Source organism: Amorphus suaedae (assembly GCF_053629675.1).
This window is the reverse complement of the sequence record NZ_JBRJIT010000001.1, coordinates 1,470,318-1,493,140: the sequence shown is the minus strand read 5'-3', so window position 1 is coordinate 1,493,140 and position 22,823 is coordinate 1,470,318. Positions and strand designations below refer to the sequence as shown.

Genomic DNA, 22,823 nt, shown 5'->3' with positions numbered 1-22,823 from the left:
GTGCGCGCGGCCGATTGGGATGATATGAGGTGCCGATGTCCGTTTCGCCCGCGTCCCCATCCCCAATTTCGTCCACCGGCGCCGCCGCGTCGAGCGGCGTGCCGTCCGGCCTTACCGCGCTCGTCAGCGACGGCTGGGCCGACTACGCGCTGCTCGATTCCGGCGAGGGCCTGAAGCTCGAGCGCTACGGCCGGTTCACCGTCGTGCGGCCGGAGCCCCAGGCCATGTGGCGGCGGCATCTGCCGGAGGCGGTCTGGGACAAGGCCGACGCCGTCTTCACCGGCAGCGAGGACGACGACGGCCCCGGCCGCTGGCGCACGTCGCGCACCGTGCCGGAGACATGGAAAATGTCCTACGACGCGGCGACGTTCCACGGACGCCTTACCAATTTCCGCCATCTCGGCGTGTTTCCCGAGCAGCGGGCCCACTGGGACTGGATGGCGGACCGCGTGAAGGCGAGCGGCAAGCGCGACTTCAAGGTCCTCAACCTGTTCGGCTACACCGGCGTGGCGTCGTTGCTGCTGGCCGCAGCCGGGGCGGCGGTCACCCATGTGGACGCCTCCAAGAAGGCGATCGGCTGGGCGCGGGACAACCAGGCGCTGTCGCGGCTCGATGACCGTCCGATCCGCTGGATCTGCGAGGACGCGGCGAAGTTCGTGGCGCGCGAGACCCGGCGCGGGTCGGTCTACGACGGCATCCTGCTCGATCCGCCGAAGTTCGGGCGCGGCCCCAAGGGCGAGACTTGGCAGGTGTTCGAAAGCCTGCCGCCGCTGCTGGCGGACCTGCGCAAGCTGGTCTCCGACGATGCCGGCTTCGTCGTGCTCACCGCCTATGCGATTCGCGCGTCGGCGCTGGCCGCCCACGGCCTGATGGCCGAGACCTTCGGCGATCTCGGCGGAACGATCGAGAGCGGCGATCTGGCGATTCGCGAGGACGGCGGACGGCTGCTCCTTCCCACCTCCCTGTTTTCCAGATGGTCCCGCTGATGAGCACCGAAGCCCCGCGCGCCGGCGCCATCAAGACGGTCACCAGCGCCGCCAATCCGGTGGTCAAGGAGATCCGCGCGCTCACCCAGCGCAAGCACCGCGCGGAGACCGGGCTGTTCCTCGCCGAGGGCCTGAAGCTGGTGGCCGATGCGCTGGAGGCCGATTGGCCGGTGCGGACTGTCGTGGTGACGGCCGATTTCGAAAACCAGCCGATGGCGGCGCAGGTGGCCGCAACCGCACGGGCGCGAGGGGCGCTCATCGTCGTGGCGAACGCGTCTGTGATGGCGCGCCTGACCCGGCGGGAGAACCCGCAGGCGGTGATGGGTGTGTTCCGGCAACGCCTCGAGGGCCTGGATGCCGTCGCCGCCCGGCCCGGGCCGGTCTGGGTCGGGCTGGAGGACGTCCGGGACCCGGGCAATCTCGGCACGATCATCCGCACCGTCGATTCCGTCGCCGGCGCGGGAATCATCCTGATCGGCGACACCACCGATCCGTTCGGCCTGGAGGCCGTGCGCGCGACGATGGGCTCGATCTTCCACGTGCCGATGGTGAAGACCACCCGCGAGGCGTTTCTCGCCTGGCGCGCGGACTATCCGGGGAAGGTGGTCGGGGCGCATCTCGCCGGCGCGGTCGACTACCGGACGGTGGCGACCGACGCGCCGGTGCTGCTCCTGATGGGCACCGAGCAGCGGGGCCTGACCGACGCGCTGACGGCGGCGTGCGACCAGCTCGCGAAGATCCCGATGGCGGGGCGCGCGGACTCGCTCAATCTCGCGGTGTCGACCGGCGTGATGCTCTACGAGCTCGGCCGCAACCGGCTGAAGCTGTAGGCCGCTACAGACCCCTCTCCACCGACCCTTTCCGCGTGGGCGGAGCGAGGCGGGACGGCTCCGGCCAGGGCGTGCCGTCAGCTCGCGTGGCGGCTGGCGTCGGCGCCGTAGTAGTTGATGTAGCGGCTGGAGATCCGGGACACCGGCAGCACGATCAGCACGTCGGTGGTGTTGAACTGGTGGTCGACCACCGCGCCGTCGCCGATGTACGCGCCGAGGCGCAGGTAGCCCTTGATGAGCGGCGGCAGCGCATGCAGCGCGGCGCGTGCGTCGACCGCCTCCTTGGGCATCCGGTTCATGCTGGTGTAGCGCTCCGGGAGCGCCTGCACGCGCCATTCCTCGGGCGCCAGGCAGTTGTGGTGCATGAACGAGAGGGGAGTGGCGAGCCGCTCCGGATCGGTGCCCTCGAGGCTGGCGCAGCCGATCATCACGTCGACGCCGTGCATCAGCACGTAGGACCACACGCCGTGCCACAGGAGTTCGACGGTGCGCTTGTTGCGGTAGGGCTTCAGCACACAGGAACGGCCGAGCTCCATGAAGCGCAGGTTCGGATGCGAATCGATGATGGGCTGAATGTCGTATTCGCCGGCGGTGTAGAAGCCGCCGTTGAGGTCGGCGGTCTCCTGGCGCAGCAGCCGGTAGGTGCCGACGACCTGGGGCTTGCGGCGGCGGAACGCCTTCTGCGGGGCCTCGTGGTCGAGAACCAGCATGTGATCGCACAGCGCGTCGTAGGAGTCCTGATCGCGGCGCGTTGCAAGGACGTTGATGTCGGGGATCGCCGCCATCTCCTCGTAGAACACGCGGTAGCGGATGTTCTGGGCCTTGCGTACCTCGGCCGCTGTGCGGGCTAGCCGGACCTCGAGCGGGCCGAGCTGGCCGAGGATCGGCGAGAAGCGGTCGCGCGGCGTGAGGCGGCCGTTGGCGAACCGCATGCCGGGAATCCAGCGGGCGGGACGCCCGTAGGGTCGGTCGGCAGGAACAGATCGTCGCATGGATGGCTTTGGTGTCATTCGCTCATTGGCCGGCCGTCTGGCCCCCTCAGTCCGCTCTCAATCCACCGCCTAATGTGGGAGCGGAACGAATTCCAGCCGATGCGGGCGTGAGCTCAACCTCTGAGCTGAGCGTCATCCCACCCGCTTGCTTGTTTGAAGCCGACCATACTTTTCCGGGCAGTCCCTGACAATCGGCACCCACTAAATTGTAGCGAAGGTGCGTCAGTGCAACAGGGCAGTTCAGTCCGCCAGCACCCGCTCGATGAGCGAGAAGGCCTCCGCCACGGTTTCCATCCGCACGTCGGACCGCCCGATGGCGCCGAATCGGCACTCCCGGTGCAGCGTCGGGCGGCCGGTCCGGGCGACCGCCAGATGCACCAGGCCCACGGGCTTCTCCGCCGTTCCGCCGCCGGGGCCGGCGACACCGGACACCGCGACGGTCACGTCGGCGTTGGAGCGCGCCAGCGCGCCCTTGGCCATCGCGCGGACGACCGCCTCGCTGACGGCGCCCTGTTCCTCGATCAGGTCGGTCGGCACGCCGAGAAGCTCGCGTTTGGCGGCGTTCGAATAGGTGACGAAGCCCCGGTCGACGACGTCGGACGAACCGGCCACCTCGGTCAGCGTCGCGGCGATCAGGCCGCCGGTGCACGATTCGGCGGTCGCCAGCATCACGCCGCGCTCCCGGCAGAGCTGGAGGAGGGACGTCGCCGAAGCGATCAGGGCGGCGGGTGTGGTCATGAGACCTCCTGGTCCCCGCCCTCGGGAGAGGAGGGCAGGGCAAGGGTTGCGGTGGCGCTCGCGGCGATGCCCTCGCGGCGGCCGGTGAAGCCGAGCGTCTCGCTGGTGGTGGCCTTGACGGCGACCCGGTCGAGGGAGAGGCCGGCGATCCCGGCGATGCGGGCGCGCATGGCGTCGCGGTGGGGCCCGATCTTCGGCCGCTCGCAGACGATGGTCAGGTCCAGGTGGGTGATCCGGCCGCCGCGGGCCGCGACCTTCTCGACGGCGAACGCCAGGAACGCGTCGGAGGCGGCGCCTTTCCACTGCAGGTCGGTGGGCGGAAAGTGCGCACCGATGTCGCCGTCGGCGAGCGCGCCGAGGATGGCGTCGGTCAGGGCATGAAGGCCGACGTCCGCATCGGAATGTCCGACGAGACCCTGGTCATGGGGGATCTCGATACCGCCGATGGTCACGAAGCTGCCGGGCCCGAAGCGATGCACGTCGTAGCCGGAGCCGACGCGGATGTCGGTCGGTCGCGCGGTCGGTGCGGACAGCAGGGTGGCTGCCTCGACGATGTCGGCGGCGGTGGTGAGCTTCCGGTTCATCGGGTCTCCCGGGACGATGGCCACGTGCAGGCCGTCCCATTCGGCGATGCTGGCATCGTCGGTGAAACGGTCGGGATCGTCCATCGCGGCGCGCCGGTGGGCCGCCAGCAGCGCGGGAAAGCGGAACGCCTGCGGCGTCTGGACCGTCCACAGGCCGTCGCGGGGCACCGTCTCGGTGACCCGCCCGCCGCCATCGGCGCGCTTGACGGTGTCGGTGACGGGAAGGGCCGGGATGGCGCCGTCCGAACCATCGAGGGCTCCGATCAGCCGCTCGATGAGGGCGGCGGAGACGAACGGCCGCACGCCGTCATGGATGAGCACGATATCCGGCGCTTCCGCGGCGAGCGCCTCCAGGCCGAGCCGCACCGAGACCTGCCGCGAGGCGCCGCCGGCGACGGGGGCCAGAATGCGTGGATCGTCGATCGTCGCGGCGTGGTACAGCTCCCCGTCGTCCGGGTGGATAACGCAGCGGAGGCGGTCGACCGACGGGTGCGCGAGCAGCGCGCGCAGCGTCCAGGTCAGGACGGCGCTTCCGCCGACGCGCCGGTACTGCTTGGGCAACGGCGTGGCCGGATCGGCCGCGCGCACCCCGCGTCCCGCCGCAACCACCAGCACGGCGACCCGAATTCCGCCCTTTTCTTCACCAGTTACCAAGGCCCAACCGTTCCTTCGTTCCTTGCACGTTCACGCCAATCGTTTAGTTCGTGTCTGCCGTGACCGACAAGGTACGGAGTTGCTTGCTGTTGCCTCAGAAATGGCTACATTATAGGCAATGCAATATATTGCGTAGAGAGTAGGCATGCCGGACCCGTCTTCCCCGCCGGCCTTTCGGATAGATCGCCTTTCCGTTCCGAACAGGGTGCTGCTGGCGCCTATGTCCGGCGTGAGCGACCTTCCGTTTCGCCGCATTGCCCATCGATTGGGCGCTGGTCTCGTCTTTTCGGAGATGGTGGCCGGCGACCGTCTGCTTGCCGGCGACATCGAGGCGACGGCAAAGGCCGACTGCGCCGACATGTCGCCGCGGGCGGTGCAGCTTGCCGGCTGCCGTGCGGACTATCTGGCCGAGGCGGCCCGCTTTGTCGAGGCAAATGGCGCCGATCTCGTGGACATCAACATGGGCTGCCCCGCCAAGAAGGTGACCGGCGGCCTGGCAGGATCCGCCCTGATGCGCGACCTCGACCATGCCATTTCGCTGATCCGTGCCGTGGTGGGGGCGGTCTCCATCCCGGTCACCGTGAAGATGCGCCTCGGCTGGGACGAGGCGTCGCTCAACGCGCCCGAGCTCGCCCGCCGCGCGGAAGACGAGGGGGTGAAGCTGGTCACCGTCCATGGCCGCACGCGCCAGCAGTTCTACAAGGGACAGGCGAACTGGGACGCGATCCGCAGCGTGGTCGATGCCGTCTCCATTCCGGTCGTCGCCAACGGCGACTGCGCCACCGTGGCCGATGCGCGGGAGATGCTCGAGCGGTCGGGCGCCACGGCGCTGATGGTCGGCCGCGCCGCCACCGGCCGGCCCTGGCTCCCGGGCGCGATCGCGCGGGCCCTGGATGCCTGCGCCGCCGAAGCCGTGGCGCCCGGCATGCCTGAGCTTGCCGCCCTCAGCGCCGAACATTTTTCGGCCTGCGTCGACCACTACGGCGTAGACGTTGGCGTGCGGACGGCGCGCAAGCACCTCGCCGCCGCCATCGAGCACACGGTTTCGACGGGATGCGCCAGCGACAGGCCGCATCTGCGTCGCGCCATTCTCACCGAATCCGAGCCGGCCGCCGTGCTGCGTCTGCTGTCGGTCTGGTTCGACGAAACCCCAAAGGAGCAAGCGGCATGACAGACGCGCGAGCCTTCCTGTCCGAAGCGATGCTCGACGCGCTGCCGCATCCGATCGTGCTCCTCGACGAGGAAGATCGGATCCGCGCGGCGAACAGTGCCGCCGAGGCATTCTTCCAGGCGAGCCTGCCGGTGCTGAAGCGGACGCGGCTGGCCGACCTGATTCCGTTCGGCAGCCCGCTGTTGGCACTTCTCATGCAAGTGAGGACGCGCGGGGGGGCCGTAGCGGAGTATCGCATTGATCTGTCCTCGCCGCGGCTTGGCGCCGACCGCATGGTCGACATCTACGCCGCCCCCACCTCCGAAGAGACGCGCGACATCGTGGTGATGCTGCAGGAACGCACGATGGCCGACAAGATGGACCGTCAGCTCACGTCGCGCGGCGCGGCGCGGACGGTCACCGGCCTGGCCGCGATGCTGGCGCACGAGATCAAGAATCCGCTCTCCGGCATCCGCGGGGCGGCGCAGCTTCTCGAACCGAGCCTGAGCGAGGACGACCGGCCGCTCGCCCGGCTGATCACTGACGAGACGGACCGGATCGTCAAGCTCGTGGACCGCATGGAGGTGTTCAGCGACGAACGCCCGATCGAGCGGGAACCCGTGAACATCCACGCGGTTCTGGAACATGTGAAGCGGCTGACGGCGTCGGGCTTCGCGCGCCAGATCCGGATCGTCGAGGAGTACGATCCCTCGTTGCCGCCGGTGCTGGCGAACCGGGATCAGCTCATCCAGGTGTTCATCAACCTCGTGAAGAACGCCAGCGAGGCGATCGGCGACCGGAGCGACGGCGAAATCGTCATGTCGACGGCGTTCCGTCCCGGCATCCGCCTGTCGATGCCGGGCAGCACGGACCGGGTGAGCCTGCCGATGGAATTCTGCGTCCGCGACAACGGGCCCGGCGTCCCCGAGGACATCCTGCCCCACCTGTTCGATCCGTTCATCACCACGAAGACCAACGGATCCGGGCTCGGCCTCGCGCTCGTCGCCAAGATCATCGGCGATCATGGCGGTGTCATCGAGTGCGACACCAGCAACGGCGGCACGACCTTCCGGATCCTCATGCCGGCCTTCTTCGAAATCAAAGGCCACCAGGGCGGCCAGGCTACGGAGCATTAATGTCCCAGGGAACAATCCTCGTCGCCGACGACGACGCGGCCATTCGCACGGTCCTCAACCAGGCGCTTTCGCGCGTGGGCTACGACGTCCGGCTGACGTCGAACGCCACCACGCTGTGGAACTGGGTCAGCCAGGGGCTGGGCGATCTGGTCATCACCGACGTGGTGATGCCCGACGAGAACGCGTTCGACCTCATCCCGCGGATCAAGCGGATCCGCCCGGACCTGCCGGTCGTGGTGATGAGCGCGCAGAACACGTTCATGACGGCGATCAAGGCTTCCGAGCGCGGCGCCTACGAGTACCTGCCCAAGCCCTTCGACCTGAAGGAGCTGACGTCGATCATCGGCCGGGCGCTGGCGGAGCCGAAGACGCCGCGCGAGACCGCGCAGGACGCGGACTCCGGCGAGAAGATCCCGCTCGTCGGCCGCTCGCCCGCCATGCAGGACATCTACCGGGTGCTCGCCCGGCTGATGCAGACCGACCTGTCGGTGATGATCGTCGGCGAATCCGGTACCGGCAAGGAGCTCGTCGCCCGCGCCCTCCACGACTACGGCAAGCGCCGCAAGGGGCCGTTCGTCGCCATCAACATGGCCGCGATCCCGAAGGACCTGATCGAGGCGGAGCTGTTCGGCCACGAGAAGGGGGCCTTCACCGGCGCCGCCACCCGCCACGCCGGCCGCTTCGAGCAGGCCGAGGGGGGGACCCTGTTCCTCGACGAGATCGGCGACATGCCGATGGAGGCGCAGACGCGGCTGCTGCGGGTGCTGCAGCAGGGCGAGTACACCACGGTGGGCGGCCGCACCCCGATCAAGTCGAACGTGCGCATCGTCGCCGCCACCCACCGGGACCTGCGCCAGCTGATCCGCCAGGGGCTGTTCCGCGAGGACCTGTTCTTCCGGCTGAACGTGGTGCCGATCCGGATTCCGCCGCTGCGCGAGCGGCGCGAGGACATTCCGGACCTGGTCCGCCACTTCTTCGTGGGCATCGAGAAGGAGGGTCTGGCGCCCAAGCGCATCGAGCAGGACGCGCTGGAGCGCCTGCAGGCCTACCGCTGGCCCGGCAACGTGCGCGAGCTGGAGAACCTGGTGCGCCGTCTGGCGGCGCTCTATCCGCAGGATGTCGTCAACGCCGCCCTGATCGATCACGAACTGGAGCAGGCGGAAGCGCCGGTCTCCTCCGACGAGGAGGGGTCGGAGCCGCGTGAGGACGAGACGCTGCCGCTGTCCGTCGAACGTCACCTCAACGCGTATTTCACGAGCTTCGGAAATCAGTTGCCGCCGCCGGGGCTCTATCACCGGATCATCCGGGATGTGGAGTATCCGTTGATTTCGGCGGCCCTTGCGGCCACCCGCGGCAACCAGATCAAGGCTGCCGAACTTCTGGGCGTGAACCGCAACACGCTGCGCAAGAAGATCCGCGACCTGGATATCCAGCTGATCCGCTGGAACAGGTAGGTTTCGCCACGAAGGCTCAGCGGATCCGCATGACGGCCGGCAGCAGCACCGGACCCTGGCCGCAGGAGATGCCGCGGGCGTAGCACAGCACCTTGTCCGACAGGAACGACGGCGTTCCGTGGAAGGCGATCGCCGAGGCGGCGATCGGGCCGACCATCAGGGTGGCCATCAGGGTGCCGGCGGAAATGGCCTGGATCAGGGTGCGGGTCATGGCGTGTACTCCGGGTTGCGATCAACGGTGCCTGGCGGCGGCGTGTTGATGGCGAACCTGACGGAGTCGGCCTGAACCGATCCTGAGCCGGTCTTTTAGGTGACGTTCAGAATGATGAACCGGACCTTGCAAGGCCCGGGGGCGGGCCGCTCGCAAGGGGCCTCGGAACGCAGAAAAGCGCGCCGGAACAGGCCATTGGGCCGCTCCGGCACGCGCTTGCGTGCAGCTTGAATGAAGGGCAGTCCGGCTACTGCTGCATGCTCTGGAGGCTGGCGAGCATCCGCGCTTCGGCGCACTCGGAACCGGTCATGCCGCAGGGCATGCGTTCGGTGATGACGCCGGGCTCGCGATTGAGACGGGCGGCGCTTGCGAAGAGGACGGTCGGGCCAACTGCGATGACGGCAAGAACGGCACCACCACAGATCGCCTGAACAGCGATGCGGAACATGGTCGACGACTCCTTGTGTTATCCGGATCTTGTCCAGCGGGTTGCCGACACGATGGCGCCGGCCTCCCGCCTGGGCGGGTCGTTGCCCACCTCCGTTCCCAGGAGCCTATTGCGCAGACGTTAAGAGAAGCTGAATCCTGAAAGGCCCGGCAAACCAAGACTTGACGAAGTCGCGCCGATGGAGGATCACCGAAGCCATGAAGACGCACATCGCTGCAGCCATCATCTGCGGGATCATTATTAACAGCTAGCGCTCGCTGGCTGTGGCCGTCTTCTTCTGCCCAAACGGACAATCGGAAGAGATCACGGACCCGGCCGGCGACGGAGGGATTTGGGCATGGCGCCTGAGAGCACGATCTCGCTCCACAACACGTTGACGCGACGCAAGGATCCGTTCGAGCCGATCGATCCCGCGAACGTGCGCCTGTATGTCTGCGGCCCCACCGTCTACGACCGCGCCCACATCGGAAACGCCCGCCCGGCGATCGTGTTCGACGTGCTGTTCCGGCTGCTGCGCCACGTCTACGGCGCCGACCACGTCACCTACGTGCGCAACATCACCGACGTCGACGACAAGATCAACGCGCGGGCGGCCGAGCGCGGCATCAGCATCCGCGAGCTGACCGAGACGACGCTGGCCGACTATTGCGACGACGTCGCCGCGCTTCAGTGCCTTCCGCCGACCCATCAGCCGCGCGCCACCGAGCACATCGGCGACATGACGGCGATGATCGAGCAGCTGGTCGCCTCCGGCCACGCCTACGTCGCCGAGGGCCACGTCCTCTTCAACGTTCCGTCGCTGGAGGAGTACGGCCGGCTGTCCGGCCGGTCGATGGACGAGATGCTCGCCGGCGCGCGCGTCGAGGTGGCGCCCTACAAGAAGGATCCGGCCGACTTCGTGCTCTGGAAGCCGTCGGCGGACGGCGAGCCCGGCTGGCCGAGCCCGTGCGGGATCGAGGGTAAGGGGCGGCCCGGCTGGCACATCGAGTGCTCGGCGATGGCCGACCGCTTCCTCTGGACGGCGCTGGAAGATCGCCTCAGCGACGCCGCGCGCGCCCGGCCGCACCAGTTCGACATCCACGGCGGCGGCATCGACCTCGTCTTCCCGCATCACGAGAACGAAGTCGCCCAGTCGCGCGCCTGCTTCCACACGGGCGGCATGGCGACGGTCTGGATGCACAACGGCTTCCTGCAGGTGGAAGGGGAGAAGATGTCGAAGTCGCTCGGCAACTTCATCACCATCAGCGACCTGCTGCACTCCGACCTGTTCGGCGGCCGGTCGTGGCCCGGCGAGGTGCTGCGGCTGGCGATGCTGACGACCGACTACCGCCAGCCCATCGACTGGACCGTGAAGGCGCTGCAGGAGGCGGAGACGACGCTGCGCCGCTGGAGCCGCCGCATCGGCGATGCCAACGCCGCCGACGCCGAGCCGGACGCCGACGTGGTGGCCGCGCTGGCCGACGACCTCAACACGCCGAAGGCGATCGCCCGCCTCCACGGGATCGCCAAATCCATCAATCAGGATGATGCGGATCCGACGGCGGCGGCGCGCCTGGCCGCCTCGCTGGCGCTGCTCGGCTTCGATCTCAGCTTTGCGTCGGCCGCGCAGGCGCCGCCGCCAATTCCGGAATCCGAGATCGCCGAGATGATCGAGGCCCGCGTGGCGGCGCGCATCAACCGCGATTTCGCCGAGGCCGACCGCATCCGCGACGTCCTCGTGCAGCACGGCATCGTCCTGAAAGACGGAAAAGACCCGGAAACGGGCCAGCTGATGACGACCTGGGAGGTTTCCAGATGACCGACAAAGAAACGCTCAGCCTGTTCGACACGACGCTTCGGGACGGGGCGCAGACCAGCGGCGTCGACTTCTCGCTGGAGGAGAAGATCGCGGTCGTCGATATCCTCGAGGCGCTCGGCGTCGATTACGTCGAGGGCGGGTATCCGGGCGCCAACCCGACCGACACCGCGTTCTTCTCGGTGCCGCGCACGACGCGGGCGCGCTTCACTGCGTTCGGCATGACGAAGCGGGCAGGCCGGTCGGCCGCCAACGACCCGGGGCTGCAGGGGCTGCTGCAGTCGGCCTCGGATTCGATCTGCTTCGTCGCCAAGGCGTGGGACTACCACGTGCGGGTCGCGCTCGGCATCTCGCTGGAGGAGAACCTCGACGGCATCGCGGAGTCCGTCGGCGCGACGCTTGCCGCCGGCAAGGAGGCGCTGGTCGACTGCGAGCACTTCTTCGACGGCTACGCCGCCGATCCGGATTTCGCGCTTGCCTGCGTGGAGACGGCCTACCGGGCCGGCGCGCGCTGGGTGATCCTCTGCGACACCAATGGCGGCACGATGCCGGACACCGTCGAGGAGGTGGTGAAGAAGGTCTGCGAGCGGGTGCCGGGCAGCCATCTCGGCATCCACGCCCATGACGACACCGGGCACGCCGTGGCCAACTCGCTCGCCGCCGTGCGCGCCGGCGTGCGGCAGATCCAGGGCACGCTCAACGGTCTCGGCGAGCGGTGCGGCAATGCCAACCTGATCACGCTGATCCCGACCCTGAAGCTGAAGGCGCCCTACAAGGACCTGTTCGAGATCGGCGTCAGCGACGACGCGCTGGCCGACATCACGCTCCTGTCGCGGCGGTTCGACGAACTCCTGAACCGCGCGCCGAGCCAGCATGCGCCCTACGTCGGCGTCTCGGCCTTCACCACCAAGGCCGGGATCCACGCCTCCGCGATCCTCAAGGAGCCGGAGACCTACGAGCACATTCGTCCGGAAATCGTCGGCAACCAGCGCCGGGTGCTGGTTTCCGACCAGGCGGGCAAGTCGAACCTGATCTCCAAGCTCGAGCGCTTCGGCATCAAGGTCGCCAGCGACGATCCGCGCCTCGACCGGCTGCTGTCGGAGGTGAAGCAGCGCGAGGCCGACGGCTATTCCTACGAGGCGGCCGATGCCTCGTTCGAACTGCTGGCGCGCCGCACGCTGGGGTCGGTGCCGGACTTCTTCGAGGTCGAGTCGTTCCGCGTCATGGTCGAACGGCGCCACAACGCGATCGGCGAACTGGTCTCGGTCTCCGAGGCGGTGGTGAAGATCCGGGTCGGCGGCGAGACGGTGATGTCGGTCGCCGAAGGCAACGGACCGGTGAACGCGCTGGACGTCGCGCTGCGCAAGGATCTCGGCCCCTACCAGGACGCGATCGCCGACCTGGTGCTGCTCGACTTCAAGGTGCGCATCCTCAACGGATCGACGGCGGCGATCACGCGCGTGCTGATCGAGAGCGGGGATTCCCACGGGGCGCGGTGGTTCACCATTGGCGTGTCGCCGAACATCGTCGACGCCTCGTTCCAGGCGCTGACCGACTCCATCACCTACCGGCTGATGAAGATGAAGGTCGGCGACGCGGTGCGGGTCGCGGCGGAGTAAGGGGGGGCGGCGCGACCGGGCCTAGAGCCCCTCGATCGGCGCCTTCAGACCGCTGCTCGCGGCGGTCCGGCCGACCGCCTGGCGTAGCTTCGGGATCACGTCGGCGATCCGGTCGGCCACGACGAAGGTGACGTCGAGCCCGGGCCGCAGGAACGCCTCCTGCCGCATATGCGACAGCAGCACCGTCAGCGGCTCCCAGAAGCCCTCGATGTTGGCCAGCAGGATCGGCTTCTGGTGCTGGCCGAGCTGCGCCCACGTCATCATCTCGACGACTTCCTCCAGCGTGCCAACGCCGCCCGGCAGCGCCACGAAGGCGTCGGCGCGCTCGAACATGATGCGCTTGCGCTCGTGCATGTCGGTGGTGGTGACGAGTTCGGTCACGTCGTTCAGCATCACCTCCCGGTCCTTCAGGAACTGGGGGATGACGCCGGTGACGATGCCGCCAGCGGAGAGCACGGAGTGGGCGAGGGTGCCCATCAGGCCGACGGATCCGCCGCCGTAGACGAGCTCGAGGCCCTCATCCGCGAGGGCGCGGCCAAGCTCCGCCGCTGCGGCCTCGTAGGCGGGGTTGATGCCGTGGCCGGAGCCGCAATAGACGCAAACGCGCTTCAGGTTTGTCATGGTCATCGATGTGGCAGGCGGGTGTGAAGCCGTCAAGAACACGGTCCCCGCCCGGTCGAATTGCCGGCCCGCAGTTGTGTGTCTCGGATTTCGGCGCTAATAGGCGGAAAATTCTTGGGTATTCGGGCTTGAAGTGGATGCTTCGCAAGCCTGATTATTCGACGACACCCGCGCCGAATCAGGCTCGACAGTTCGGGCGCGCAACCCGGGGCCGGCGGCGAACCGCAATTCGTGCGCCGCTGGATCGAAAATCATGAGCTCACGTTCCAGCGCCGGCGCCATCGTCTTTGTCGTTGCCCTGGTGGGAATCGGCCTCTTCGCCGCCTACCGGGCCGAACAGAAGGCGCCCGACGCGGAGAGCTCCGCCGCGGCGCCGGCCGGAGACGAGACGTCCTCCGCCGCCTCCACGCAGCCCGCCCCGGCAGATGCGCCGACCACCAACACGCCCGACCAGACGGACAAGTCCGCTACCGAGAGCGGAGGCGAACCCGCGCAGGCGGCCGATGCGGCATCCGGCACCTCCGGGCCCGCCCCCGCGGCGCAGGACACCGCTGCCGCCCCGGCCACGGATGCCGACAAGCCCGGCTCCGGCAAGGCGGCCTCCGAGACGGAGACCGACGCGCCCACCTACGATCTCGTCCGGGTCGAGCCGACGGGAGATGCGGTCATCGCCGGCCGGGCGACCCCCGGTGCCACCGTGGAGCTGGAAGTCAACGGCGAGGTCGTTGCCTCGACGGTCGCCAACGAGAACGGCGAGTGGGTGATCGTCCTCGACAAGCCCTTGGCCCCCGGCGACTACGACATCGCGCTCCGATCCAAGCAGGCTGGGGATGCGGCGTCGAAGACCTCGTCCGACCGGCTTGCCGTCTCCATCCCGGCAAATCGCAGCGAGACGCCGCTGGTGGCGCTGTCCCGCCCGAACGCCCCCGTCGAGGTGCTGCAGAAGCCTGCGGCGACCATCACGCCCCCAGAGACGCAGGTGGCGTCCGCCGACACGCCCAAGTCGGCAAGCGGGGTTGAAACCGCCGCCTCCGCCGCCGCGGGCAAATCGGACAGGGCCGCCATCGCCTCCGGTGCCGCGCCTGCCGCCCCGACAGACGGGGCGACTCCTGCGCCGGCTGGACCCGCCACGGCGGACGGTGCGGCGCCGGAAGCCCCGCAGCAGGCGACCGGCGGCGAACAGCCGGCCGAGACCGCAGAAGCCGGCTCCGCGGGCGGCGCTGGAGCGACGACGTCAGCCACGACCCCTTCGGCACCTTCGAGCACCAGCGCCGATGCCGCGCCGGTCGTTCCGTCCACTGCGCCGGCAGCACCGGCGGCGAGCGCGGCCGACGCGGCCAAGGCGGCCGCGCACGAAGATGTTCCGGTGACGATCGAGATCGCGGAAGCGGCGGGCGACACCTTCCGCCTGCAGGGACGCAGCAAGCCGGGCGCCGACAACTGGATCTACCTGGCCGGCGAGTATGTCGGCGAGGCCAAGGCGAGCGATGCCGGCCGCTGGTCGTTCGAGGCGAAGATGGCGTTCGAGGCGGGCGACTACAGCATCCGTGTCGACCAGGTCGCCAACCGCGCCGGAGCGGTGGCCACCCGCGCCGAGGTTCCGTTCGCCTTCAAGCGGGCCGGCAAGGCGCCCGTCGAGGTGGCCGGCGGCACGGACGGCGGTCCGAAGGTCGCCGTCCTCGACGAGACCGAAGAGGGCGTGCGGGTGCTCATCCGGCGGGGCGACAATCTCTGGACCATCGCCCACCACTTCTACGGCGACGGCTTCAGCTACTCGAACATCTACCGCGAGAACAACGGCCAGATCCGCAATCCGCACCTGATCTATCCCGGTCAGGTGTTCGTGCTGCCGGGCCTGACCAAGAAGGCCATCACCGACGCCCAGAAGGATCGGGCGCTCTAGCGCCGTATCCTCCCGGACCAACACGCCAGAGCGTCAGGACGCGGCGTCCGCGCCGCGCCAGTGGGCGCGCGGTGACTTCATGTCGAAAGGGATGTGGAGGGGGAGATGGAGGCGACGGCCGGAATCGAACCGGCGTGCACGGATTTGCAGTCCGCTGCGTAACCACTCCGCCACGTCGCCACTCGGCTGGGAGAGGTATTTCGGATCAGGGGACTGCGCAAGGCAAAAGCGGTCGCGTCCCCGATTTTTCGAGCACGCGCCGGCTCGTTCTGTCCTCGACCTTGCGCTTGCTGAAGCGGTGTCCAACCCGGCGGCGGCAACCTAGAACGTGATCGACGCGCCGATGATCGGTCCCTGGATGGTCACGTCGAAGTCGAAGGGGCCGTTCTGGTAGTCGACGCCGATCGCCCGGTATCCGGCGATCGCGGAAATGCGGTCGGTGATCTCGTAGCCCAGCCCGCCCAGCAGGTCCCAGGCGAAGTCGGAGGAGCCGCCGCCGCCGAGCGCCATCCCGGTCAGGTACACCTTGTCGGAGAGGTCGACACGGCCCTTGAGGCCACCCATGGCGTCGACCCAGGTCTCGGAGTCCTTGAACGTGCGGCCATTGAGGAGACCGCCGTTGAAGGAGAGCTTGTTTTCCACCGACCAGACCCGGGCGCCACCGACGACGTCGAGCCGGGCGTTGGGGAGGTCCAGAACCGAATAGCCGGCGAGAGCCGTGAACTCCGTCGTGCTCGACCCGAGGCTCACGTTGGATGCGAGGATGCCGCGCGGCGTCGTCTCCTTGGTGGAGAGCTTCAGGTACAGGAGGTCCGTCGTCAGGCTGAAGCGGCCATAGCGTGCTTCGCCGGCGAGCATGACGGAGAAGTCGAGGTCGCTCAGGATGTCGGAGAAGTTCATGTCGACGTCGACGCCCGGAGCGCCGAAGGATGCCACGGTGCCGGACATCCCGGCGGCCCAGAAATAGGGGGCGATGGACAGCTTCCACGCTGGAACGGGCTTGGCGGGCGCGGCCGCGACCTCCGCCACGGGCTCATAGAGATCGGCGGCGGAAACGGGCCCGCCGACGAAGCTCGCAAGACCGGCGCCGAGCGCCACGATCACCGGAGATTGCGCGCGCGCGCAGCGCAGTCGAGATACCCGCATTGTTCCGTCCCCGTCGCCCTGTTCCACCCGGTCCGCCCGGCCGGCTTGGGGCGCCTGCCTCGCCGGTGCTCGCGGATTCCGTCCGCCATGCTCACCGTGGGGAAGGGGGATGAATCCGAATCCGACAGGTAGAGGCATGCCCGCCCGACAGCTTAGCATTTTGTGTCGGTTGCGGCAGCGTGCGCGTGCAGTGGCGACGTAACCGCCGGTGTCTCTCTGCAACCTTTGCCCGTTCGGGACCCGTCTTGGTGGGCGAGCGGTCTCGCGATCGCTGCCGCGAGGCCTTCAGCGCGGGCCGGGCCCCCTAGTCATGGCTCGCCGACAGGTGCCGCGCCATCGCCTCGTGATGCCGCTGGACGGCGCGGCGGCCGGCCTCCTCGTCGCGGTCGCGGATGGCGTCGAGGATCGGCTGGTGGATCGCGGTCACCGCGTCCGCGTCATCGGCGGTCATCCACACCGGCACGGTGCCCCTGTCGATCCAGTCGCGATGCTCGTAGCGGATCAGGGCGGCGTGCACGCTCTCATAGATCGAGGCGAGGTAGGGGTTGTGCGACGCGCGCACGAGGGTGGCGTGAAAGTGCGTGTCGGCGCTCATCCAGGCGGACGTGTCGCCGGTGCTCTCCTGCAGCCGCTGCAGCGCGGCTTCGCCTTCGCGGACTTCGTCGTCCGTCGCCCGCTGGATCGCCTCGGTGACGCCGGCCGTCTCCAGCCACAGGCGCAACTCGTTGAGGTGCGGGGCGGAGACCCGGTCGAGCCCCAGCATGAGATTGACGGAGGCGGCCAGTCCCTCGCCGGAGCGGCGGGCGACGAAGGCGCCGGAGCCGCGCCGCGTGTGGACCACGCCCTTGACCACGAGGATCCGGATGGCCTGGCTCACCGTCGGGCGGCTGGTCGACAGGATCCGCGCGAGGTCACGTTCGGAGGGCAGGCGGGCGCCTTCCTCCAGGTTTCCGTTGATGATCGTCTGCTGGATCTGATCGGCGATTTCTTCGGCGGCGCCGGATGTGCTTGCCGGGCTCACGGACGACAGGATGTCGAGCGATTTCCAAAGATCTGCGTCAGTAGCGGTTTTGGGTCTCGCCAAGAATTCAACTCACATGCGCGGCCGGATCGACGTGCGATCTGGTTTAAGCCCATCCGGTCCCCTGTCAACGGTGGGCAATTGTCCTCGCGCCCGCACCCTGGGCGGCAGCGAGGCGTGCCGACGGGGCGCCATGCGAACGGCCTTGACGGCTGCCGGGTCTCGCCATAGCTTCCCGTTAATTGGCTTAGCCACTTTACCCGGACGGTGCTCGTCGCCGCTTAAGGTACATGTGGACCAAGCCTGTGAAAGCCGGCGCAAGACGAACGACACGGCATCAAGGGAGCTGCAGCCTCATGACAGACAAGACCCTCGGTTGGCTCGGGACGGGCCGCATGGGGGCGGCGATGTCGCGCCGCCTCGTCGACGCCGGCAAGGACGTGACCGTCTGGAATCGGACCCGCGCCAAGACCGATGCGCTGGCCGCCGCCGGCGCCAAGGTGGCCGACACGATCGCCGACCTGTCGGCGGCCGACATCGTCTTCATCATGGTCACCTCGCCGGACGACCTCCGCCAGGTGGTGACCGGCGAGACCGGTCTTCTCTCCGCCGCGACGCTTCCGCAGATCGTGGTCGACTGCTCCTCGGTGAGCGTCGAGGCGTCGGCGGAGATCCGCCACGCCCTCACCGAACGCGGCGTCGGCTTCCTCGCGGCTCCGATCAGCGGCAATCCGCACGTGGTGGCCGAGGGCAACTCGATCCTGATGGCCTCCGGCCCGAAGGACGTCTTCGAGGTGGTCCAGCCCTATCTGAATACCATCAGCAAGACGGCGGTCTGGGTGGGCGAGGCCGAGCAGGCCCGCGTCGTGAAGATCTGTCACAACCTCTATCTCGGCCTGATCGTGCAGTCGCTGTCGGAGGTGACGGTGCTTGCCGAGAAGTCCGGCGTGCCGCGCGCGGCCTTCCTGGAGTTCCTGAACTCGACGGTGCTCGGCTCCGACTGGGTGCGCAAGCGCACACCCGACATGCTGTCGCTGGACTGGACGCCGACCTTCACCACCGAGCTCCTGCGCAAGGACTTCAACCTCGGCCTCGACATCGCGCTGAAGGAAGAGGTGGGGATGCCGCTGGCCGCCAGCGTCATGCAGCTGATCCAGGCGGCGATCGGGCGCGGACACCGCGACGACGATTTCCTGTCGCTGTTCCAGGTGCAGGCGGAATCCGCCGGGATGAAACTCTCCCCCGAATGATCGGCTCCCGGGGCCCGCAAGGCGCGGGGCCGGTCCGGTTCATATCCGGACGCCGGCGGGCGTCCGCAGAATTCAGAGTGCCGGTGCCGGGGGCTGAAGACCCCGCGCGCAAGACGGGCGCCGGCCCGATCCAGTCAGTGCAGGAGGAAACCACCCATGTCGCTCCAGAAGTTCGTCCCGACGCCCGAGTTCGAGGACTACAAGGAGGCCTTCAAGGACTTCTTCAGGATGACGCGCCGCGACGACGGCGTGATCCTGGTCGAGGCGCACACCCTCGGCGGGCCGATCCAGCTCAGCGTGCAGAACCATCGCGCGCTCGGTCAGATGCTGAAGGTCGTCGGCTCCGACCCGAAGAACGAGATCATGATCCTCACCGGTTCGGGCGAGGAGTTCATGATGGACTCCGATCCCGAGGGCTTCGCGCTCGAGGAAGAGGACATGGAGTACTGGGCGTACGAGTACGCCTTCAAGGACGGGCGCATCAACGTCAGCTCGCTCATCAACGATCTGGAGATCCCGACCATCGGCATCTTCAACGGCCCCGGCTTCCACTCCGAGATCGTGCTGATGTGCGACATCACCATCGCGGCCGAGGACGCGACAGTGTTCGACCTCCACTACGACATCGGGTCGGTGCCCGCCGACGGCATCCACAACTGCTTCCAGGAATTGCTGGGCGTGAAGCGGGCCGCCTACGCGCTGCTGACGGGCGAGGCCATCACCGCCGAGAAGGCGCTGGAATGGGGCATGGTCAACGAGATCATGCCGCGCGACCAGCTGATCGACCGCGCCTACAAGATCGCCGACCACATCATGACCCAGCCGCGCACCACCCGCCGGCTGACCGCGCAGATCGTCCGCCGGCCCTGGAAGCAGCGCATCGTCAACGATCTCGACCTGGGCTTCGGCACCCAGATGTTCGGCCACGTGGTCAAGAAGAAGGCGATCCATACCCGCCAGGGCATCTCGTCGGTGGTCGACTACGTGCGCAAGGGCAAGAAGAACAACTTCGACTGATCGCACGGCCGCGGCGTGCGCCGCGGCCCTTTTTCGGGCCGGAGCGATGGCCGCTCCGGCCCGCGGGCCCGCCCGGTCACGATTGACCGCGAACGGCACGCGCCACATAGTGGCTAAGCCAATAATTCCGGATGCTGAACCGGATCGCTCAAAGAAAAAGCCAAACGACCACCCAGGGAGGACTGCCCATGTTGATCAACAGACGAACCGCCATGATGGGGATGATCTCGGCCACGGCGCTGCCGATGCTGGGGACGCGCAAGCTCCTGGCGGCCGACACCATCCCGCTGACGATTTCTTCCAGCCACCCGCTGACGATCCCGTGGGTGAAGCCGCTCAAGACCATCGTCGTGGACCGGTCCAACGAACTTCTGAAGGAGATGGGGTCCAGCAACCGCATCGAGTGGACCGAGGCGTTCGGCGGCACCCTCTACAACTTCAACGACACGCTCGAGGCGGTGTCGACCCAGCTCACCGACATGGGCTGGATCGGGTCGCTGTTCGAGCCGTCGGCGCTGCCGCTGCAGAACATCATGTACTCGACGCCGTTCACCACCCAGACGGTGGCCCAGGCGATCAACACCATGAACCGGCTGAACGCCGAGCAGCCGGCGATGAAGGCGGAGTGGGCGCGCAACAACGTCTCCTTCTTCGGGTCGTGCGTGTCCGACGGGTACAGCCTGTTCACCAAGAAGCCGATCGAGAAGCTGTCCGATCTGGAGGGCATGAAGATCCTCGGCGGCACCGTGCTGGCGCCCTGGGTCGAGGCGCTCGGCGCGACGCTGATCGCGACCGGCATCCCGCAGATGTACAGCCAGATGCAGACCGGCGTCGGCGACGGCGTGCTGCTGATCGCCACGGGTGCCTATCCGCTGCGCCTGCACGAGGTCGCTCCGCACGTCACGCGGGTCGAGACCGGCCCGCTCACCTTCGGCGGCTTCGGCGTCAACTCCGACACCTACAAGGGTCTGCCGGAGGACGTGCAGCAGGTGCTCGCCGAACTCGGCGCCGGCTACTCGACCGAAAACGCCCGCCTGATCGTCGAGCGCGAGAAGGAGGTGTTCGAGCTGTTCGAGAAGGAGGGCGCGACGGTTCGCGTCATGCCCGACGAGCAGAAGAAGGAGTGGGTCGAGCGCATGCCGGATCTCGGCGCCGAATGGGTCAAGGCGGTCGAAGGCCCCGACGTGCCAGCCCGCGAGATCATGCGCGCCTTCATGGAGACGGTCGTGGCCGAAGGCGGCGATCCGCTCCGCGACTGGTCGGCCAATCTCTGACGCTTCCGACAATGATGCGCCCCGGCCGGTGTCGGCCGGGGCGAGACCTTGGCGCGATCCGGTCCGTGGCGGTCGCCGCGCCGGTCCGGACCTCCATGCCTGCAGACGCCTTGCGAGACGGAGAAGACCATGAGTGACGAACCGACGGCGGGCAGGGGGCGCAACGACCTCCCGATCGGGTCCGGGCGGGATCCGGCGCGGCTTGCCGATGCGATCCGGCTGCGGGCCCTGCGCATGATCGCGCCGCAGGGGTTCGGCTATCTCGGCCAGGCGCTGTCGTCGGCCGAGCTGGTCGCCGGTCTCTACGTGTCCGCCTACCGCCCGGAGATCGACGACGTGGTCTGCTCGCCGGGGCACTATATCGTCGCCTTCTACGCGGCGGAGGCCGAGGTGGGGCGCCTCGATCCCGAGCGCCTCAGCACCTACGGCCAGAACGATTCCGACCTCGAGGCGATCGGCACCGAGCGGTCGCCGGGCGTGGATCTCACCGGCGGATCGCTGGGGATGGGGCTGTCCGGCGCGATCGGCCTGGCGCTGGCCAACCGGCTGAAGGGCGCGCCCGGCTACACCTTCGCCTTCATCAGCGACGGCGAGCTGCAGGAAGGGCAGGTCTGGGAAGCGGCGATGTTCGCGGCCCACAACGGTCTCAGCCGTCTCGTCGTGCTGCTCGACGCCAACAATTCGCAGGTCGACGGTCCGGTCGACAGCATCACCACCCTCGACCCGATCGCTGACAAGTGGCGGGCGTTCGGCTGGGCCGCCCACGACATCGACGGCCACGACGTGGACGCGGTGGACGGGGCCCTGCGCGCGAGCCTTGAGAGCGACAGGCCGACCGTCATCATCGGCCGGACCTCGACGCGGACGGGCCTCGCCTGCCTGCCCGACGATGCCGACGGACATTTCATCAAGCTTCCGCCGGAGCTCGCCAAGGCGGCTGCCGAAGAGCTGGAGAGCCGCCTTGCGTGATGCCCCCTATCCGACCGAGCTGAAGCCCTACGGCCGCGCCCTGCTGGCGCTGGCGGAGAAGCGCCCCGACATTCTCTGCATCACCGGCGACCTGACCCGCCAGTGCGAGATCGACCTGTTTCAGGAGGCGCTGCCCGAACGGTTCATCCACGCCGGCATGGCGGAGGCGAACATGATGAGCATGGCGGGCGGGCTCGCGCGCCGCGGCTTCATCCCGTTCGTGCACACGTTCGGTGTGTTCGCGACGCGGCGGCCTTACGACCAGATCGTCAACGCGATCGCCTATCCGAAGCTGCCGGTCCGCATCGTCGGCTTCATGCCGGGGGTGAGCACGCCCGGCGGCCCCAGCCATCAGGCGATCGAGGACATCGCCATCATGCGGTCCATCCCGGGCATGACCATCGTCGATGTCGCCGATGCGCGGGAGATCGGCGTCGCGGTCGAAGAGATCGTCGATCTGCCCGGGCCGGTCTATCTCCGCCTGAAGCGCGGCGAGGTGCCTCTGCTCTTCGACGACGACCATAAGTTCCGGTTCGGCAAGGCCGAGGTGATCAGCGGGACGGGCGACGTCGCCATCATCACCTCGGGTATGATGCTGGCCTCCGCCATTCAGGCGGCCGACGCGCTGCGCGATGCGGGCATCTCGGCCGCCCTCGTGCACGTACCGGTCATCAAGCCGCTTGATGTCGACACGCTCCGCGAGGTGATCGGCCAGGCCAAGGCGGTGGTGACGGTGGAGAACCACAACGTGGTGGGAGGCCTCGGCACCGCCGTGGCAGAGCTGATCGCGGAAGAGGGGCTCGGCGTGCGGCTGGCCCGCGTCGGGCTGCAGGACACCTATGCCGAAGGCTCCCTCAACGCGCCGCACCTGTTCCTGAAGTACGGTCTGTCGAGCCAGCACGTGGTGGACGCCGCATGGGCGCTGGCGGGGAAGGCCGGCGTGGCGCCATCGCGGGATGCGCCGCGCGTCGTGTCGGTGCCGGTCCAGGCCGGGGAATACGCGCCGGTCTGACCCGCCACGGCGA

The 22,823-nt window shown here is 68.3% G+C and carries 21 protein-coding genes and 1 tRNA gene; 13 read left to right on the top strand and 9 right to left on the bottom strand.

The window, feature by feature from the left end; all coding sequences use genetic code 11:
• Positions 1-35: 35 nt before the first annotated feature.
• Together AB7M35_RS06685 and AB7M35_RS06680 are read left to right on the top strand one after the other, a co-directional pair.
• On the top strand, positions 36-986 hold the full coding sequence (locus AB7M35_RS06685; protein ID WP_453958261.1) for a class I SAM-dependent methyltransferase: 951 nt from the start codon (positions 36-38) through the stop codon (positions 984-986).
• Positions 986-1,816, top strand: coding sequence for a TrmH family RNA methyltransferase (locus AB7M35_RS06680; RefSeq protein ID WP_453958258.1), 831 nt, complete (start codon positions 986-988; stop codon positions 1,814-1,816). Before AB7M35_RS06685 ends, AB7M35_RS06680 begins: the two co-directional genes overlap by 1 nt.
• 77 nt (positions 1,817-1,893) lie before the next feature.
• On the opposite strand, the gene AB7M35_RS06675 is transcribed toward AB7M35_RS06680, so the two are convergent.
• From AB7M35_RS06675 to AB7M35_RS06665, 3 genes are all read right to left on the bottom strand, one after another.
• A complete protein-coding gene (locus AB7M35_RS06675; protein WP_453958256.1) occupies positions 1,894-2,748 on the bottom strand; it encodes a GNAT family N-acetyltransferase in 855 nt (284 codons plus the stop codon).
• A gap of 300 nt (positions 2,749-3,048) precedes the next feature.
• On the bottom strand, positions 3,049-3,546 hold the full coding sequence (locus AB7M35_RS06670) for a CinA family protein (RefSeq protein WP_453958253.1): 498 nt from the start codon (positions 3,544-3,546) through the stop codon (positions 3,049-3,051).
• Entirely contained in the window at positions 3,543-4,784 is a 1,242-nt protein-coding gene (locus AB7M35_RS06665; protein ID WP_453958251.1) for a bifunctional 2-C-methyl-D-erythritol 4-phosphate cytidylyltransferase/2-C-methyl-D-erythritol 2,4-cyclodiphosphate synthase, read from the bottom strand. The genes AB7M35_RS06670 and AB7M35_RS06665 overlap by 4 nt, the downstream gene beginning before the upstream one ends.
• A gap of 145 nt (positions 4,785-4,929) precedes the next feature.
• On the opposite strand from AB7M35_RS06665, the gene dusB reads away from it, so the two are divergent.
• The 3 genes from dusB to ntrC are packed head-to-tail and all read left to right on the top strand — an operon-like array spanning position 4,930 to position 8,524.
• On the top strand, positions 4,930-5,955 hold the full coding sequence (gene dusB / locus AB7M35_RS06660; RefSeq protein ID WP_453958250.1) for a tRNA dihydrouridine synthase DusB: 1,026 nt from the start codon (positions 4,930-4,932) through the stop codon (positions 5,953-5,955).
• The gene (locus tag AB7M35_RS06655; protein WP_453958247.1) at positions 5,952-7,070 is read left to right on the top strand and encodes a two-component system sensor histidine kinase NtrB; all 1,119 of its coding nucleotides are present in this window, start codon (positions 5,952-5,954) and stop codon (positions 7,068-7,070) included. The genes dusB and AB7M35_RS06655 overlap by 4 nt, the downstream gene beginning before the upstream one ends.
• Positions 7,070-8,524, top strand: coding sequence for a nitrogen regulation protein NR(I) (gene ntrC, locus AB7M35_RS06650; RefSeq protein WP_453958244.1), 1,455 nt, complete (start codon positions 7,070-7,072; stop codon positions 8,522-8,524). Before AB7M35_RS06655 ends, ntrC begins: the two co-directional genes overlap by 1 nt.
• A 16-nt stretch (positions 8,525-8,540) precedes the next feature.
• On the opposite strand, the gene AB7M35_RS06645 is transcribed toward ntrC, so the two are convergent.
• Both AB7M35_RS06645 and AB7M35_RS06640 read right to left on the bottom strand, forming a co-directional pair.
• The gene (locus AB7M35_RS06645) at positions 8,541-8,735 is read right to left on the bottom strand and encodes a sugar transporter (RefSeq protein ID WP_453958242.1); all 195 of its coding nucleotides are present in this window, start codon (positions 8,733-8,735) and stop codon (positions 8,541-8,543) included.
• A 247-nt stretch (positions 8,736-8,982) separates the two neighbouring features.
• Positions 8,983-9,183 carry a hypothetical protein gene (locus tag AB7M35_RS06640; RefSeq protein ID WP_453958241.1) on the bottom strand — a complete coding sequence of 67 codons (201 nt, stop codon included), beginning with the start codon at positions 9,181-9,183 and terminating at the stop codon, positions 8,983-8,985.
• Positions 9,184-9,520: 337 nt separating this feature from the next.
• On the opposite strand from AB7M35_RS06640, the gene cysS reads away from it, so the two are divergent.
• The gene (cysS, locus tag AB7M35_RS06635; protein ID WP_453958238.1) at positions 9,521-10,981 is read left to right on the top strand and encodes a cysteine--tRNA ligase; all 1,461 of its coding nucleotides are present in this window, start codon (positions 9,521-9,523) and stop codon (positions 10,979-10,981) included.
• Positions 10,978-12,597 (top strand): citramalate synthase, encoded by a 1,620-nt coding sequence (gene cimA, locus AB7M35_RS06630; RefSeq protein WP_453958236.1) that lies wholly within the window; start codon positions 10,978-10,980, stop codon positions 12,595-12,597. The genes cysS and cimA overlap by 4 nt, the downstream gene beginning before the upstream one ends.
• 21 nt (positions 12,598-12,618) lie before the next feature.
• Here cimA and AB7M35_RS06625 read toward each other — a convergent pair whose 3' ends face one another.
• Positions 12,619-13,218: an LOG family protein gene (locus AB7M35_RS06625; protein WP_453960644.1), complete on the bottom strand. Its 600-nt coding sequence runs from the start codon at positions 13,216-13,218 to the stop codon at positions 12,619-12,621.
• 253 nt (positions 13,219-13,471) lie between these two features.
• Here AB7M35_RS06625 and AB7M35_RS06620 point away from each other — a divergent pair, with 253 nt between their 5' ends.
• Entirely contained in the window at positions 13,472-15,121 is a 1,650-nt protein-coding gene (locus AB7M35_RS06620; RefSeq protein ID WP_453958233.1) for a LysM peptidoglycan-binding domain-containing protein, read from the top strand.
• A 106-nt stretch (positions 15,122-15,227) separates the two neighbouring features.
• On the opposite strand, the gene AB7M35_RS06615 is transcribed toward AB7M35_RS06620, so the two are convergent.
• The 3 genes from AB7M35_RS06615 to AB7M35_RS06605 form a co-directional block, all read right to left on the bottom strand.
• Positions 15,228-15,301, bottom strand: a tRNA-Cys gene (locus AB7M35_RS06615).
• Positions 15,302-15,442: 141 nt separating this feature from the next.
• Positions 15,443-16,267, bottom strand: a complete 825-nt coding sequence (locus AB7M35_RS06610) for a hypothetical protein (RefSeq protein WP_453958231.1) — start codon at positions 16,265-16,267, stop codon at positions 15,443-15,445.
• A gap of 304 nt (positions 16,268-16,571) precedes the next feature.
• The gene (locus AB7M35_RS06605) at positions 16,572-17,288 is read right to left on the bottom strand and encodes a FadR/GntR family transcriptional regulator (RefSeq protein WP_453958228.1); all 717 of its coding nucleotides are present in this window, start codon (positions 17,286-17,288) and stop codon (positions 16,572-16,574) included.
• 290 nt (positions 17,289-17,578) lie between these two features.
• Between AB7M35_RS06605 and AB7M35_RS06600 the strand changes: the two genes are divergently transcribed.
• From AB7M35_RS06600 to AB7M35_RS06580, 5 genes are all read left to right on the top strand, one after another.
• The gene (locus AB7M35_RS06600; RefSeq protein WP_453958226.1) at positions 17,579-18,538 is read left to right on the top strand and encodes an NAD(P)-dependent oxidoreductase; all 960 of its coding nucleotides are present in this window, start codon (positions 17,579-17,581) and stop codon (positions 18,536-18,538) included.
• Positions 18,539-18,694: 156 nt separating this feature from the next.
• Positions 18,695-19,555, top strand: a complete 861-nt coding sequence (locus AB7M35_RS06595; protein ID WP_453958224.1) for an enoyl-CoA hydratase/isomerase family protein — start codon at positions 18,695-18,697, stop codon at positions 19,553-19,555.
• A 188-nt stretch (positions 19,556-19,743) separates the two neighbouring features.
• Complete coding sequence (locus AB7M35_RS06590) at positions 19,744-20,829, top strand: C4-dicarboxylate TRAP transporter substrate-binding protein (protein WP_453958223.1); 1,086 nt, start codon at positions 19,744-19,746, stop codon at positions 20,827-20,829.
• Between the two features lie 129 nt (positions 20,830-20,958).
• Positions 20,959-21,798 (top strand): 1-deoxy-D-xylulose-5-phosphate synthase N-terminal domain-containing protein, encoded by an 840-nt coding sequence (locus AB7M35_RS06585; protein WP_453958220.1) that lies wholly within the window; start codon positions 20,959-20,961, stop codon positions 21,796-21,798.
• Entirely contained in the window at positions 21,791-22,810 is a 1,020-nt protein-coding gene (locus AB7M35_RS06580; protein ID WP_453958218.1) for a transketolase family protein, read from the top strand. The genes AB7M35_RS06585 and AB7M35_RS06580 overlap by 8 nt, the downstream gene beginning before the upstream one ends.
• Positions 22,811-22,823 lie beyond the last annotated feature (13 nt).

Excerpts from the sequence above, each read along its gene's own strand:
- ntrC (WP_453958244.1), top strand. The coding sequence starts at position 7,070 with ATGTCCCAGGGAACAATCCTCGTCGCCGACGACGACGCGGCCATTCGC.
- AB7M35_RS06610 (WP_453958231.1), bottom strand. The coding sequence starts at position 16,267 with ATGCGGGTATCTCGACTGCGCTGCGCGCGCGCGCAATCTCCGGTGATC.
- AB7M35_RS06585 (WP_453958220.1), top strand. The coding sequence starts at position 20,959 with ATGAGTGACGAACCGACGGCGGGCAGGGGGCGCAACGACCTCCCGATC.
- AB7M35_RS06645 (WP_453958242.1), bottom strand. The coding sequence starts at position 8,735 with ATGACCCGCACCCTGATCCAGGCCATTTCCGCCGGCACCCTGATGGCC.
- AB7M35_RS06655 (WP_453958247.1), top strand. The coding sequence starts at position 5,952 with ATGACAGACGCGCGAGCCTTCCTGTCCGAAGCGATGCTCGACGCGCTG.
- AB7M35_RS06625 (WP_453960644.1), bottom strand. The coding sequence starts at position 13,218 with ATGACAAACCTGAAGCGCGTTTGCGTCTATTGCGGCTCCGGCCACGGC.
- AB7M35_RS06680 (WP_453958258.1), top strand. The coding sequence starts at position 986 with ATGAGCACCGAAGCCCCGCGCGCCGGCGCCATCAAGACGGTCACCAGC.
- AB7M35_RS06590 (WP_453958223.1), top strand. The coding sequence starts at position 19,744 with ATGTTGATCAACAGACGAACCGCCATGATGGGGATGATCTCGGCCACG.
- AB7M35_RS06675 (WP_453958256.1), bottom strand. The coding sequence starts at position 2,748 with ATGCGGTTCGCCAACGGCCGCCTCACGCCGCGCGACCGCTTCTCGCCG.
- AB7M35_RS06595 (WP_453958224.1), top strand. The coding sequence starts at position 18,695 with ATGTCGCTCCAGAAGTTCGTCCCGACGCCCGAGTTCGAGGACTACAAG.
- cysS (WP_453958238.1), top strand. The coding sequence starts at position 9,521 with ATGGCGCCTGAGAGCACGATCTCGCTCCACAACACGTTGACGCGACGC.
- AB7M35_RS06600 (WP_453958226.1), top strand. The coding sequence starts at position 17,579 with ATGTGGACCAAGCCTGTGAAAGCCGGCGCAAGACGAACGACACGGCAT.
- AB7M35_RS06620 (WP_453958233.1), top strand. The coding sequence starts at position 13,472 with ATGAGCTCACGTTCCAGCGCCGGCGCCATCGTCTTTGTCGTTGCCCTG.
- AB7M35_RS06640 (WP_453958241.1), bottom strand. The coding sequence starts at position 9,183 with ATGTTCCGCATCGCTGTTCAGGCGATCTGTGGTGGTGCCGTTCTTGCC.
- AB7M35_RS06670 (WP_453958253.1), bottom strand. The coding sequence starts at position 3,546 with ATGACCACACCCGCCGCCCTGATCGCTTCGGCGACGTCCCTCCTCCAG.
- dusB (WP_453958250.1), top strand. The coding sequence starts at position 4,930 with ATGCCGGACCCGTCTTCCCCGCCGGCCTTTCGGATAGATCGCCTTTCC.
- AB7M35_RS06685 (WP_453958261.1), top strand. The coding sequence starts at position 36 with ATGTCCGTTTCGCCCGCGTCCCCATCCCCAATTTCGTCCACCGGCGCC.
- cimA (WP_453958236.1), top strand. The coding sequence starts at position 10,978 with ATGACCGACAAAGAAACGCTCAGCCTGTTCGACACGACGCTTCGGGAC.